General features: G+C 64.6%; 14 protein-coding genes. 11 read left to right on the forward strand and 3 right to left on the reverse strand.

Going from position 1 to position 13145, the window contains the following annotated elements; genetic code table 11:
* Positions 1-5 precede the first annotated feature (5 nt).
* Genes paaC through FB382_RS07785 form a run of 6 tightly spaced genes read left to right on the forward strand, consistent with a single transcriptional unit; the run spans position 6 to position 5254 of the window.
* On the forward strand, positions 6-941 hold the full coding sequence (gene paaC / locus FB382_RS07760; protein ID WP_182538127.1) for a 1,2-phenylacetyl-CoA epoxidase subunit PaaC: 936 nt from the start codon (positions 6-8) through the stop codon (positions 939-941).
* A complete protein-coding gene (paaD, locus tag FB382_RS07765) occupies positions 938-1438 on the forward strand; it encodes a 1,2-phenylacetyl-CoA epoxidase subunit PaaD (RefSeq protein ID WP_343055525.1) in 501 nt (166 codons plus the stop codon). The genes paaC and paaD overlap by 4 nt, the downstream gene beginning before the upstream one ends.
* The gene (gene paaE, locus FB382_RS07770) at positions 1438-2508 is read left to right on the forward strand and encodes a 1,2-phenylacetyl-CoA epoxidase subunit PaaE (protein ID WP_182538129.1); all 1071 of its coding nucleotides are present in this window, start codon (positions 1438-1440) and stop codon (positions 2506-2508) included. The genes paaD and paaE overlap by 1 nt, the downstream gene beginning before the upstream one ends.
* A 24-nt stretch (positions 2509-2532) precedes the next feature.
* Positions 2533-3699 carry a thiolase family protein gene (locus FB382_RS07775; protein ID WP_182538131.1) on the forward strand — a complete coding sequence of 389 codons (1167 nt, stop codon included), beginning with the start codon at positions 2533-2535 and terminating at the stop codon, positions 3697-3699.
* On the forward strand, positions 3696-4433 hold the full coding sequence (locus FB382_RS07780; protein ID WP_182538133.1) for an enoyl-CoA hydratase/isomerase family protein: 738 nt from the start codon (positions 3696-3698) through the stop codon (positions 4431-4433). Before FB382_RS07775 ends, FB382_RS07780 begins: the two co-directional genes overlap by 4 nt.
* The gene (locus FB382_RS07785) at positions 4430-5254 is read left to right on the forward strand and encodes a 3-hydroxyacyl-CoA dehydrogenase family protein (RefSeq protein WP_182538134.1); all 825 of its coding nucleotides are present in this window, start codon (positions 4430-4432) and stop codon (positions 5252-5254) included. The genes FB382_RS07780 and FB382_RS07785 overlap by 4 nt, the downstream gene beginning before the upstream one ends.
* Before the next feature lie 264 nt (positions 5255-5518).
* Here FB382_RS07785 and FB382_RS22835 read toward each other — a convergent pair whose 3' ends face one another.
* Entirely contained in the window at positions 5519-6133 is a 615-nt protein-coding gene (locus FB382_RS22835) for a TetR/AcrR family transcriptional regulator (protein ID WP_182538136.1), read from the reverse strand.
* A gap of 146 nt (positions 6134-6279) precedes the next feature.
* Here FB382_RS22835 and FB382_RS07795 point away from each other — a divergent pair, with 146 nt between their 5' ends.
* Genes FB382_RS07795 through FB382_RS07815 form a run of 5 tightly spaced genes read left to right on the forward strand, consistent with a single transcriptional unit; the run spans position 6280 to position 10587 of the window.
* A complete protein-coding gene (locus FB382_RS07795; protein ID WP_220481292.1) occupies positions 6280-6765 on the forward strand; it encodes a MaoC family dehydratase in 486 nt (161 codons plus the stop codon).
* Positions 6762-7949: an acyl-CoA dehydrogenase family protein gene (locus FB382_RS07800; protein ID WP_182538140.1), complete on the forward strand. Its 1188-nt coding sequence runs from the start codon at positions 6762-6764 to the stop codon at positions 7947-7949. The genes FB382_RS07795 and FB382_RS07800 overlap by 4 nt, the downstream gene beginning before the upstream one ends.
* Entirely contained in the window at positions 7946-8437 is a 492-nt protein-coding gene (locus tag FB382_RS23080; protein ID WP_182538142.1) for a MaoC family dehydratase, read from the forward strand. The genes FB382_RS07800 and FB382_RS23080 overlap by 4 nt, the downstream gene beginning before the upstream one ends.
* A complete protein-coding gene (locus tag FB382_RS07810; protein WP_182538144.1) occupies positions 8430-9419 on the forward strand; it encodes an HpcH/HpaI aldolase/citrate lyase family protein in 990 nt (329 codons plus the stop codon). Before FB382_RS23080 ends, FB382_RS07810 begins: the two co-directional genes overlap by 8 nt.
* Position 9420: 1 nt before the next feature.
* Positions 9421-10587, forward strand: coding sequence for a CaiB/BaiF CoA transferase family protein (locus FB382_RS07815; protein ID WP_182538146.1), 1167 nt, complete (start codon positions 9421-9423; stop codon positions 10585-10587).
* A gap of 38 nt (positions 10588-10625) precedes the next feature.
* Here FB382_RS07815 and FB382_RS07820 read toward each other — a convergent pair whose 3' ends face one another.
* Together FB382_RS07820 and FB382_RS07825 are read right to left on the reverse strand one after the other, a co-directional pair.
* Positions 10626-11612, reverse strand: coding sequence for an asparaginase (locus FB382_RS07820; RefSeq protein WP_182538148.1), 987 nt, complete (start codon positions 11610-11612; stop codon positions 10626-10628).
* Positions 11609-13021, reverse strand: coding sequence for a dihydroorotase (locus FB382_RS07825; RefSeq protein WP_182538150.1), 1413 nt, complete (start codon positions 13019-13021; stop codon positions 11609-11611). The genes FB382_RS07820 and FB382_RS07825 overlap by 4 nt, the downstream gene beginning before the upstream one ends.
* Between the last annotated feature and the right edge of the window lie 124 nt (positions 13022-13145).

Below are 13145 nucleotides of genomic sequence, written 5' to 3' on the forward strand. Positions count from 1 at the left end.
GCCTGATGACGAACCTGAACAACTCCGACGCCAACCCGGTGCACCACGAGCCTCACGAGTCGGTGTACGACGGGCTATTGGTCAACGACGCACACTGGGCCTTCGGTACCGACTTCGAGGACCCGCTGGCGGGCGTCGACACGACCGTGCCCGACGGTGTCGACCCGGCTGAGCTGGCGACGTACTGCGTGATGCTTGCCGACGACGCGCTCATCGCGTCGCAGCGCCTGTCGCAGTGGTGCAGCCGTGCACCCGACCTGGAAGAGGACATCGCGCTCTCCAACATCGCGCTCGACCTCTTGGGCCAAGCCCGGCTCCTCTACGCGCGGGCCGCCGCAGCCGACCCGTCGATTGTGCCGGCCATGCCTGAGGGATCCCCGGTTCCCCCGGAGGATGCCCTGGCGTTCTTCCGCGGCGACCAGGAGTTCCGCAATGTCCGGTTGGTCGAGGTGGAGAACGGTGACTTCGCCGAGACCACCGCAAGGCTGCTCATCTTCTCGACGTTCCGGCTCGCGATCTTGGAGCGGCTCACCGCAAGCCCCGACGCCGTGCTCTCCGCCGTGGCGGCCAAGGGTGTGAAGGAGTTGACGTATCACCGCGACTTCGCCGGCCGCTGGTTCCTCACGCTCGCGCAGGGGACAGATGAGTCGCGACGCCGGCTGCTCACGGCCCTCGAGGGGCTGTGGTCGCTCAAGTCGGAGCTCTTCGAGCCCCACGCGGTCGAGGCGAGCGTGGGGGTCGACCCTTCGTCCGTTGCCGATGAGGTCGACCTGATCCTGGAGCAGGTCTTCGCGATGAGTGGCGTCCCGCGTCCTGAGGTCCTTCCCTTGGCGGGCATCCAGCGCCGCAAGGGCCGCGACGGCCTGCACACCGAGGCGCTGAGCAAGCTCCTGGCAGAGCTGCAGGTCGTTGCACGCGCACACCCGATGGGCCAGTGGTGAGCGTGGAGGCGCTCGAGCGGGCCCGCGCTGTCGCGGCCACCGTCACCGACCCCGAGATGCCGATGCTCACCCTCGCGGACCTCGGCGTACTGCGCGATGTCGCCGTGGGCGCGGACGGCCGGCTAGTCGTCTCGATCACGCCGACGTACTCTGGCTGCCCGGCCATGGCCACCATGCGTGACGACCTGGTGCACCGCCTTCAAGCCTCGGGGTTCGATGATATTACGGTCAAGGTGTCGCTGCATCCGGCCTGGACATCGGACTGGATCACCCAACGAGGCCGCAACGCCCTGGCTGAGCACGGCATCTCACCTCCGGGCGTCGCGCCGAGCGGCCCGGTGCTGCTCTCACTGCTCCCAATCCGCCGAGAGGTGAGCTGCCCGCGCTGCCAGTCGGACGACGTGTCGCTGACCTCCGAGTTCGGGAGTACAGCGTGCAAGGCGATGTACCAGTGCCGTGCATGCCTCGAGCCGTTCGACCATGTGAAAGAGATCTGATGACCGAGACGCTCACCCGGGCCGGGTTCCACTCACTGACCGTGGCCGCCATCGAGCCGCTCACCGTCGACGCTGCAGCGGTCACGTTCGACGTCCCCCCGGAACTCGTTGCAGCGTTCGACTTCGCAGCCGGCCAGTCGCTCACGCTGCGGCGCATCATCGACGACGTCGAACACCGGCGCACCTACTCGATCTGTTCCGGCGTCGGTGAGCGTCCACGGATCGGCGTGCGCGCGATACCTGACGGCCTCTTCTCATCCTGGCTCGTGCACGATGTACGCCCCGGAGACGTCGTGGAAGTCCAGACTCCCAGTGGCAATTTCCGGGCCATACCGGACGCGGGTGAGAGGCATCTGTGCATCGCCGCCGGTTCGGGCATCACCCCGATGCTGTCGATCGCCACGTCGGTCCTAGCCAACCCGAACACTCAGCTGACCCTGCTCTACGGCAACCGCACGACAAGTTCAGTGATGTTCGCCGAGGACCTGGCCGACCTCAAGAACCGCTACGGCTCGCAGTTCGACCTCATGCACGTTCTCTCACGGGAACCCCGCGACGTAGAGCTCTTCTCCGGACGGCTCGACGCGGAGAAGCTCCGCATTATCCTGACGGCCCTCGTGCCGCTGGCAGCGGTCGACCACGTCTGGCTGTGCGGGCCGTTCGCGATGACCGCCGACGCCAGAGAGGTCCTGACCGACCTTGGGGTGGCGCCCCAGAAGGTGCACTTCGAGCTCTTCTTCGTCGACGAACCGCCGCCACAGCTGCGTCACGCCGACAAGGTCGTCGAGGGCGTCACGAGTGACGTGACCGTCGTACTCGACGGCCGCAGCACCACCACGCCCATGCCACGCGAGAAGACCATCCTCGACGCGGCCCAGGAGTCGAGAACCGATCTGCCGTTCGCCTGCAAGGGCGGGGTCTGCGGCACCTGCCGGGCCAATGTGCGCCATGGCGAGGTCGACATGGTCCGCAACTACGCCCTCGAGCCCACCGAGGTAGAGCAAGGGTTCATCCTCACCTGCCAGTCGTTCCCGGTCAGCGACAACGTCACCGTCGACTTCGACGCCTGATCGCCAATCCTCAGTAGGAGAATCATGTCCGAGGCCTTCATCCTCGACGGAGTCCGCACGCCCATCGGCCGGTACGGCGGCGGGCTGGCCGGCGTCCGCCCCGACGACCTCGCCGCGCTCGTCGTCAGCGAGGCGGTGACCCGAGCGGGAATCGACCCCGAGTTGATCGACGAGGTCGTGTTCGGTGGCGCCAACCAGGCTGGCGAGGACAACCGCAACGTCGCTCGGATGGCAACCTTGCTGGCCGGGTTGCCGAACTCCATCCCGGGCTTCACGGTCAACCGGCTGTGCGCCAGTGGGCTGACCGCCATCATCATCGCTCGGCAGATGATCGCCGCCGGTGACGCGGACGTCGTTGTGGCCGGCGGTGTCGAGTCGATGACCCGAGCGCCGTGGGTGGCGGAGAAGCCGTCGAAGGCATGGGCCAAGCCAGGTGCGTCCTACGACACGTCGATTGGGTGGCGCTTCACCAACCCGGCCTTCGGAGCCGAGACGACGCGGTCGATGCCTCAGACCGCCGAGCGTATCGCTGAGCTGTGGAAACTGACCCGTGAGGAGCTCGACGCGTTCGCACTGCGGTCCCACCAGCGGGCGGTCGATGCTCGGAAGAACGGTCGCTTCGCCCAGGAGATCGTGCCTGCCGGTGAGCTCATCGAGGACGAGGGTCCGCGTGCCGACACCAGTCTCGATCGGCTAGCCGGACTCCACCCGGTGAACCACGCCGACGGTGTCATCACCGCAGGGAACTCAAGCTCCCTGAACGACGGTGCCGCCGCGGTGGTCGTGGTGAGCGAGCGTCTCGCCGAGAAGCACGGTCTCTCGCCCCGGGCTCGTCTCGTCGCCGGCGCAAGTGCGGGGGTCGCTCCCGAGATCATGGGGATCGGACCGGTTCCGGCGACCCGCAAGGTACTGGAGCGCACCGGCTGGAGCGTCGGTGACCTGGACGCGGTCGAGCTCAACGAGGCCTTCGCCTCCCAGTCGATCGCCTGCATCCGCGAACTCGGACTCGAGGACGACATCGTGAACGCAGACGGCGGCGCCATCGCGCTCGGCCACCCGCTGGGCGCTTCGGGTGCCCGCCTAGCCATCACGCTCCTCGGCCGTCTCGAGCGGTCGGACGCGCGGCGCGGCCTGGCCACGATGTGCGTTGGTGTGGGCCAAGGCACGGCGCTTCTCCTGGAGCGACCATGACCGACCCGGTGCTGGTCACCGAGACCGCGGACAGATTCTTCGTCCTACTCAACCGGCCGGAGGCCCGCAACGCCATCGACTTGGACATGGTCGAGGCTCTGCACGACGTGTGTCATCGGCTCGAAACCGAGCCAAAGGTGGCCATGATCCGCGGAACGGGCGGAACGTTCGCCGCCGGAGCCGACATCGCCCAGCTCTCCAAGCGCCGCCGCGACGACGCCCTGCGCGGCATCAACTCCGGCATCTTCGACCGCATCAGGCGGCTACCGATGCCCGTCATCGGGCTCATCGATGGCTACGCCCTCGGCGGCGGAGCCGAGCTCGCGTACGCCTGCGACTTCCGCATCGGCACACCGACGACCAAGATCGGCAACCCCGAGCCAGGGCTGGGGATTCTCGCCGCTGCCGGCGCCGGGTGGCGGCTCAAGGAACTCGTCGGAGAACCCCTGGCCAAGGAAATCCTGCTGGCCGGCCGCATCCTCGATGCCGACGAGGCGCTGGCCTGCCACCTCCTCAACGAAGTCGCTGAGGACGTGGAAACCGCCGGGCACCGACTGGCAGACCGGATCGTCGCCCAGGCACCGTTGGCCATCCGGCTGACCAAATCGTTGTTCCACGCACCGCCCGACGCCCACCCGCTGATCGACGATATTGCCCAGGCGGTGCTCTTCGAGACGGAGGACAAGCACGAGCGCATGAAGGCATTCCTGGACCGCAAGAAGGTGAAGTCATGACTATCCCCAACCAGGTCGGTGTATACGGCGGAGGACGGATGGGTGCCGGTATCGCGCATGCATTCCTCGTCGCCGGAGGCGACGTGACGGTCATCGAGACCGGCCAAGCCGCAGCCCTGGCCGCCGCCAACCGCGTCGAGACGAGTCTGGCCAAGGCCAAGGAGCGTGGCATCGATGTTGCGGGGTCGTTGACGGTCGCCACGGACCCGGCCGCGCTGTCCCAAGCAGGCTTGGTGATCGAGGCCGTCCCAGAGCTGCCCGGGCTCAAGATCGAGGTGCTTGCCACCATCGAGCGGGTCGCGCCCCAGGCGTTCGTGGCCACGAACACGAGCTCGCTCTCGATCGACGAGCTCGCACTCGCGTTAAAGAAGCCGAAGCAGTTCATCGGCCTGCACTTCTTCAACCCGGTGCCTGCCAGCGACCTCGTCGAGGTCGTCGTCGGCACCCAGACCGACCCCGCTCTCGTCGAGCAGGCACAGGGTTGGGTCGAGTTGCTGGGCAAGACCGCCATCACGGTCAAGGACTCGCCGGGCTTCGCCAGCAGCCGCCTGGGCGTCGGGCTCGCCCTGGAGGCCATGCGCATGCTCGACGAGAACGTCGCCTCCGCCCACGACATCGACACCGCGATGACGCTCGGCTACAGGCACCCCGTCGGGCCGTTGAGGACGACAGACATCGTCGGCCTCGACGTGCGCTTGGCCATCGCGGAGTACCTCGAGCGCGAGCTCGGACCACGCTTCGCGCCGCCGCAGATCCTCCGCGACAAGGTCGCCGCAGGCCAACTCGGCCGCAAGACGGGAGAGGGGTTCTACAAGTGGTGAGCAACCCGGACTTCGGCGACAAGATGTGGTCGACGGACTTCTCGAGCAAGGCGCTCGGCATGACGCTTCGAAAGCATCGCACCCGGCCGGGCTCACATCGCGATGGTCATCGAGACGACGTGTAGAGGCGTTACGACCTGGGCCATGGCGGCGTGATCGTCCCGCTCGCCGGCTCTGCGATCGACGTAGCCTGCCGCTCAGGGATCTACGTCACGGTGCGGGTGGGCGACAAGCTCAACGCGGAGTCCCGTGGGCGCAGCCTGGCTATCGGCTGAGGCCGTCGAAGGCGATAGCTGTGACCGCATCGGCGATAACACCGGGTTCATAGCGGCCATCTGGCCGGACCCACTCGATGAGCGAGTTCACCATGCCGAAGAGCAGCTTGCTGGTGAGATCGGCCGGAATGTCGTCGCGAAGTCCCCCCTCGCCCACCGCGGCAGTGACCAGCTCGGCCAGTTTGTCGTCGAGCTCTCGGCGTCGGCGCAGTGCCTCGAGCTCTACGGCTGTGTTGCCTCGAACCCGAAGCAGCAGCGTCACCGCCGGGAGGTGGGCGACGAGAATCTCGACGCTGCCCCGGACTGCGAGGCGAAGCCGGTCATGCGCCGTGCCCTCCGCGTTTGTCCGGGTGGCCTCAATCATGTCGGTGAGCCCATGGAGTGCCTCGTTGAGCGCCTGCTCCAGCAGGTGCTCCTTGCTCGGAACATGGTGATAGATCGCGGACTTGGTGAAGCCAAGCTCCTTGGCGAGGTCACCCATGCTCGTGCCCTCGTAGCCCTGTCGGTTGAACAGGTCGATCGCGTGCCTTAGCACGGTTGCCTGGTCGTACCCCGGCCTGCCACGGCCGCGATTAGCGAACTGGGTTGAGGGCTGGTTAGTCACCCATCCACCCTCCCATAGGGGGCGCGGTTCAGGAGTGATGAGGACTGTTCCCGGAGCGTTGCCAAATCAATCGAGATCGAATAATATGGCCTCGAAGTAAATAGGTAGACGCATAGGAGACAGGTACTAGAGCTGCGATGACAAAGTTGACGTTCGCCGACATCACTCCTGCGCGGAAGGGGCGAGTGTTTGCGGACTTCACTCTCGGCCAAACGTTCGTGCATCATTGGGGGCGGACACTCGGCGAGTCCGACGGGACAGCGTTCGGTTGCCTCACCTTGAACTACAACCCGATCTACTTGAATGCCGAGTTCGCCGCTGAGCGGGGTCACCACGTGCGCCCCCTCAATCCGTATCTCGCGTTTCTGACGGTTCTCGGACTGTCGGTCGAGGACCTGAGCGAGGGTAGCGTCGAGGGCGCGTTCCTCGGGATCGATGACCTCGCCTACTACGAAACCGTGACTGCCGGAGACACCCTGGTCGCACGGAGCGAAGTCGTTGGCATGCGCCCGTCCGAGAGCCGTCCGGGTTCGGGAGTCGTCACCTGGCGCACACGGGGCTTCAACCAGCACGGGAACAAGGTGCTGGCGTTCACCAGGACCAACATCGTGGGAAGTACGACCACGTCATGAGCGCGACCACGTGGGGACGAACGACCCAACTGACTGAGGAGCAGCAGCATATTCAGCGGCTCGCTCGACAGTTCGCGATGGATGAGGTCCTCCCGCTGGCGAACGAGTTGGACCCGATCGGTGGCAAGATCCCGCCAACCTTGATCCAGAGAATGGGTGAGGTCGGGTTCTTCGCGATCATGACTTCGGTCGAAGACGGTGGGCTGGGGCTCGGTGCGCTCGAGTACATCCTTGTGACCGAGGAGCTCGCACGCGCGTGGATGAGTGTGTCCAGCATCATCCGTAGCAGCATGTTGCCTCGAGGACTGAGCGTCGAGAAACGCGCGAAGTACATGCATCGTGCCGTCATGGGCGAATATCTCGGTGCGTTCTCCCTCTCTGAGCCGGACACCGGATCCGATGCCGCGAGCATCACCTGTCGCGCCGTCCTCGACGGGAGCGAGTGGGTCATCAACGGCGCCAAGATGTGGTGCACCAACGCTGACAGAGCGGATTACATCGTCGTGTTCGCCCGGACATCAGCGCCTCCGACGGAGGACAAGCGGCACCTTGGAATCAGCGCGTTTTTCGTAGAGAAGGAGCCCGGCGGATTCCCGTCGGGTATCCACGCCGCAGCGGCTCGCAAGATCGGCTACACCGGGTGGGACACCTTCGAGCTGGTCTTCGACAACTTCCGTGTACCTGCCGATGCCCTTCTCGGAGATGAAGGCAAGGGCTTCTACGCTGGAATGTCGAGTCTGGAACTCGCCCGGGTTCACACGGCGGCGCGCGCCGTCGGGCTCGCAAGCGCCGCCCTGGAAGATGCAGTGACTTTCGCTCAGCGCCGTCTCCAATTCGGGCATCCGATCTCAGAGTTCCAGGCACTTCGTTTCAAGATCGGCGATATGGCTGCCCAGATCGAGGCGGCTCGACAGCTCACCTACGCGGCCGCTCGTGCAATCGACGCTGGCGAGAAATGTGGAGCGCTCGCCTCCGCCGCCAAGTACATCGCCTCGGAGATGGCTGAAAAGGTCACCAGTGAGGGTCTTCAGATCCACGGGGGGGCGGGTTACACCACGGACTTCGCTGCCCAGCGGTACTGGCGGGAGGCCCGACTCACGAAGATCTTCGAAGGGACGTCCGAAATCCAGCTGAAGATCTTGTCGGACGACGTTCTGGGCAAGGCTCCTGGGACCGGCCGATGAATGGCCTTACTGCGGTCGGTACGTATTTCGAGGACTACTCAGTAGGTCGACAATTCCGACACGCGCGTGGCAAGACGGTCAGCGAGCTCGAGAACGTCCTGATCACCAACCTGGTGGTGAACACTGCATCGGCCCATTTTGATGAGCACGCTATGAAGACGCACCCAGTCGGAGAACGCGTCGTGTTCGGGGGAGTGACAGCGTCCATCGTGATCGGCCTCGCGAGTCAGGACGTGTCCGAGAACTGCATCCAAGAGATTGGCCTGACCGGGATGCGGTTGCAGTCTCCAGTCGTTCACGGAGACACGCTCTACGCCTACACCGAGATAACTGATGTCGACGCGGACAGGTCGGATTCCGGTGTCGTGCGTTGCCACCACTGGGGTGTCAACCAGCATGGCGAGGCCGTCTTCGAGGCCGATCGAAGTCTTCGGGTCCGTCGACGGAATCCGCTCATTGACCATACGGAAGAGGCTCCAGATGCCTGAATCGATCACCCGGCTCCGACGATCCTGTTTGGCAGTGCCCGGCTCAAGCGACAAGATGATCGCCAAGGCGTCTGGCTTGGACGTGGATCAGATCTTCCTCGACCTCGAGGATTCCGTCGCGCCGATCGCCAAGGCAGAGGCTCGCGAACGGGTTGTCGCGGCTCTTGTTGAGCGTGAGTGGAAGGCGCCGACCAAAGTCGTCCGAGTCAACGATGTCAGGACTGAATGGGCCTACCAGGACGTCGTAGGAGTCGTCGAGGGCGCCGGCTCCCAGCTGGACTGCATCATGCTCCCCAAGGTCGAATCCGCTGCCCAGGTGGCGTGGCTCGATCTTCTCCTCACCCAGATCGAGAAGGCGCAGAGCCTCGAGATCGGCCGTATCGGCATCGAAGCTCAGATCGAGAACGCAAAGGGCCTCATCAACGTCGATGAGATTGCGGCCGCGTCGCCGCGGGTCGAGACCATTGTTTTCGGGCCGGCGGACTTCATGGCCAGCCTCAACATGCGCAGTCTGGTCGTCGGTGCGCAGCCCGAGGGGTACGAGGCCGACGCGTATCACTACATCCTGATGCGAATCCTTATGGCTGCCCGAGCCCACGGCAAGCAGGCGATCGATGGCCCATTCGGCCGTATCAAGGACGTCGATGGCTATCGCGAGACCGCAATACGTTCGGCCGCCTTGGGTTTCGATGGAAAGTGGGTGCTGCACCCGGCCCAGATCGATGTGGCGAACGAGGTGTACTCGCCGCGACAATCGGACTACGACCGCGCGGAGTACATCCTCGACGCGTACGATTATTTCACGTCCGCTGCAGGAGGTGCCCGTGGTGCGGTCATGTTGGGGGACGAAATGATCGATGAGGCTTCGAGGAAGATGGCCCTCCCGGTCGCTCTCAAAGGCAGGGTCGCGAAGCTCCGTCGCACCACCTACTTCACTCCCGAGGGTCAGGCCGAGGCGCATGCCGCGACCTTGAGTCGCTGAGATGAAGAGTCTTCGGGAGCGCGAGGGGCGGCACACGTCACGGCCACTCGAGGGGCTCCGTGTCATCGACTTCACGCAGATGCTGGCCGGTCCGTACTGCTCCATGTTGTTCGCCGATCTCGGTGCCGACGTCGTCAAGGTTGAGCCGCCTACAGGCGACATCATCAGGACTGCAGGTCCGTTCCACGCCGGGCATGAGGACACCGAACTCGGTGGCTACTTCATGAGCGTGAACCGGAACAAGCGGGGATTCGTGGTGGATCTCAAGACGCCTGACGGAATTGCTGCGGTCATGGATCTGGTCGGAACCGCAGACATCGTCTTGGAGAACTTCCGGTCAGGTGTGATGGACCGGTTCGGGCTGTCCTACGAACGGATGCGCGGGCGCAACCCACAGCTCGTTTATGGAGCAGTGCGCGGCTTCGGCGATCCGCGGTTCGGCGAAACACCATACGACGACTGGCCGGCTTTCGACATCGTCGCCCAGGCGATGGGTGGCGTTCAGTGGATGACTGGGGAGGCCGACGGCCCCCCGCAGAAGGTTGGCGTCGGGATCGGGGACATTCTGCCCGGAGCGCACCTCGCGATAGGCGTCCTTGCGGCGGTGGTACGCGCGCGCGAGTCGGGTGTCGGCGAGTTCGTCGAAGTTTCGATGTTGGACTCGGTTCTGAGCATGACCGAGCGCATCGTGCATCAGTACTCGTACGCGGGAGAGGTCCCGATACGACAAGGGAATACCCACCCGTACTTCGAGCCGTTCGGCGCCTACGAGACGTCGGATGGGTGGATCGCCCTCGCAGCTACCACCGAGAAGTTCTGGGCGGAACTGACCCTAGCCATCGGGCGGGCCGACCTGAGCGCCGCTTATCCGTCGAACTCCGCGCGTACCGAGAACGCCGCGACAGTGCGTGCAGCGATCTCCGCCTGGGCGGGCACGGTTACGACAGCCGAAGCGTTGAAGCTGCTCGGGGGGAGAGTGCCGATCGGACGGGTCAACAGCGCCGCAGACATCTTCCAGGACCCCTACTTCAAGGCACGCGGGATGTTGGTCGAACTGATCGATCCGGGTTCCGGCCTCTCGGCGGTGGTCGCCGGCTGTCCGGTCAAGTTCCTCGAGTCGCCAGACGCCACCTATTTCGCAGCCCCCCAGCTGGGCGGGAACGACTAAGCCCTCGGCCATTGACGGCCGAGGGCTTAGAGAGACGTTCACAGACCGGCAAGGACCTCGTTGAACCTGTGTGCGTTGCCGTCGTACGCCAACAGCATGCGCAGCAAAATCCTCGCTTTTGGCCCGTCCAGGTGCCCTGCCGAAATCAGCCCACGAGCAGCCAGATCGATGTCGCCACCAACCGTGCCGTAGGTCTTTCGGAGTACTTGTCCGGCTCCAGTGCGCGACGAAATGACTACAGGCACGTGTTGCGCGAGAGCGCAGATCCGGTCGGCCACTGCCGCCGGAAGGTGGCCGCCTCCGAGGCCCTGTACGACGAGCCCCTGGTACCCGAGAGCTTCGAGGTGGTCGACGTAGCCGAGATCATCATCCAGCGAGGCCGACACCACCGCGACCGGCGGGAAAGTGGCTGTGCTTGTGACAGGGAATGGCACTGGCCGACTGGTCGGGCGCAGCTTGATGTGGACCTCGCCCTCAAGGATCCAGCCGAGGACCCCAAGTGACGGGGACTGAAAGGCCGACAGACTCGACGTATGGGCCTTTCGCACGTAGCGGGCAGCCTGGATCGTGTCGTCGAGCACGACGGTGACGCCCATACCGACTGCTCCTGAGCTCGCAGCAACGAGAACGGCAGCTGAGAGATTCGCGGCCCCGTCGGCGCTGGGCATATCGGGGTGGCGCATCGCTGCAGTGAAGGCAACCGGGATGTCCGCCGTGATCAGCAGGTCGACCGCGAACGCCATCTCCTCGAGCGTGTCAGTGCCTTGAAGCACGACGACGCCATCGAAGCCGGACCCCGCCCGCTCGTCGATTGCCCGAGCAAGGAGGACGGCGTCATCCAAGGTCATCTCCTTGGATGCCACCGTGCGCACAGTCGTGCAGTCGAACTCTGCGATCGACTGCAAGCCGGGGATCGTCTCAACAAGCTGAGAAGCCGACAACCGGGGTGCGGCGGCACCGCCGGCGTCCCGCGTCGAGGTGATCGTTCCACCGGTCGACAGGATCGCGATGCGCGCCCGACTCATCGCAGGGCGTCGTCAGCGAGGTGTCGCCCTTGCGCCGTAGCGACGATCTCGCCGTCCTCCATCACCAGTTCTCCGCCGAGGAAGGTCATCACTGGGGCACCCTTCACCGTGCGGCCTTCCCACAGCGAGTAGTCCGAAAGACCTCGGTACCGATCGACCCCGAGCCTCATCTCGCGGTCGGGGTCGATGACGACCAGGTCGGCGTCCGATCCGACAGCGATCGCACCCTTCTGCGGGTACAGGCCGTAGCGCTTCGCCGCGTTGGCCGATGTCACGGCGGCAAGCTGCTGCAAGGAGATCCGACCAGCGTTGATGCCTTCGTTCCACATGAGCGGCAAAGTGTCCGCGAACTGGATGTTGACACCGACACGGCAGTCCCAGAAATCGATGCCTTCCTTGTAGCGCGAGGAGTACGTGAGGCTGTCCGTTCCCACCACGGTGATGTCGCCCTCCTGGATGCCGGTCCAGAGCCGCTCCTTGTCCTCGTGGTGACGGAGGGGAGGCTGGATCTTGGCCTTTCCGCCCATGCCGCACGCGTCCATCTCTGCGGCCGTCGAGTTCAAGAACAGGGCGAGCGTTTCACCTTCGACCTGGATGCCCTTGGCCTTCATGTCCCGCACGGTGTCGACCGACATTGCGGTGCTGATGTGTACCGGGTAGATCGGAACGCGGTTGCTGTTCGCGACTAGGCCGAAGCTGAAGATCTGCAGGCTCTCGGCGAAGTCAGGGCTGCTCTCGGCCCAGGCGACGAGGCTGTTGGCGTTCGCCGAGTCCTGTCGAAGTCGGTCGACCAGGACACCGCGCACGTAGGGGTCCTCGGCGTGGATCGCAGCGAACGCCGGCTTTCCGGTCGCGGCGATGGCCTCGGTGGCACGGAAGAACAGGTCGGGCGTGATCCCGCTCGGGTCGATGCCAAAGCCTTCAGCCTGCTCGCCGATGTAGCCGGTGAAGAATTTGAAGGACACGCCACCCTTGTCGATGATCTGCGGAATTTCGGCGATCTGCTCAGCCGAGTTCACGACCGTTGTGAACTTGTAGTTGACGTGCGACTTGCCGTCGGCCACGCGAACAGCGCGGTCGAAGAACTGCACCAGTGGATCGCGACCGATCATCGTGGTGGTCGCGATCGTCGTCACTCCTCCGATCAGACAGTCGACGCTGTTGTTCTTGAAGTCCTCCGCCATCGTGTCGTCGCCGATGTCGTCGCCGAAGCCGAAGTGGACATGCGGGTCCATGAGTCCCGGAAGTATGGTCTTGCCGCCGAGGTCGATGTCACGGGTCCCGGGGGGTACTTCACCGCTGGGTGCGATGCCGACGATGCGCCCACCTTCGATCGCTACCGCGTGTTCCTCCAATGTCACATCCGGCGTGACGACGGTGGCGTTTCTGAGGACGAGGTCGTGCGTCATGGCTCGGCTTCCTTTGACATCGAGGATGGGTGGCCGTCATCTGTGTGGTCACCCGTGAGATTCGACGCAATCTAATAGATAGAGATCTAATCGTCAATCCACTAACGTTAAGTTCTCATTGAAT

The sequence above is a fragment of the Nocardioides ginsengisegetis genome (assembly GCF_014138045.1).
Taxonomy (GTDB): domain Bacteria; phylum Actinomycetota; class Actinomycetes; order Propionibacteriales; family Nocardioidaceae; genus Nocardioides; species Nocardioides ginsengisegetis.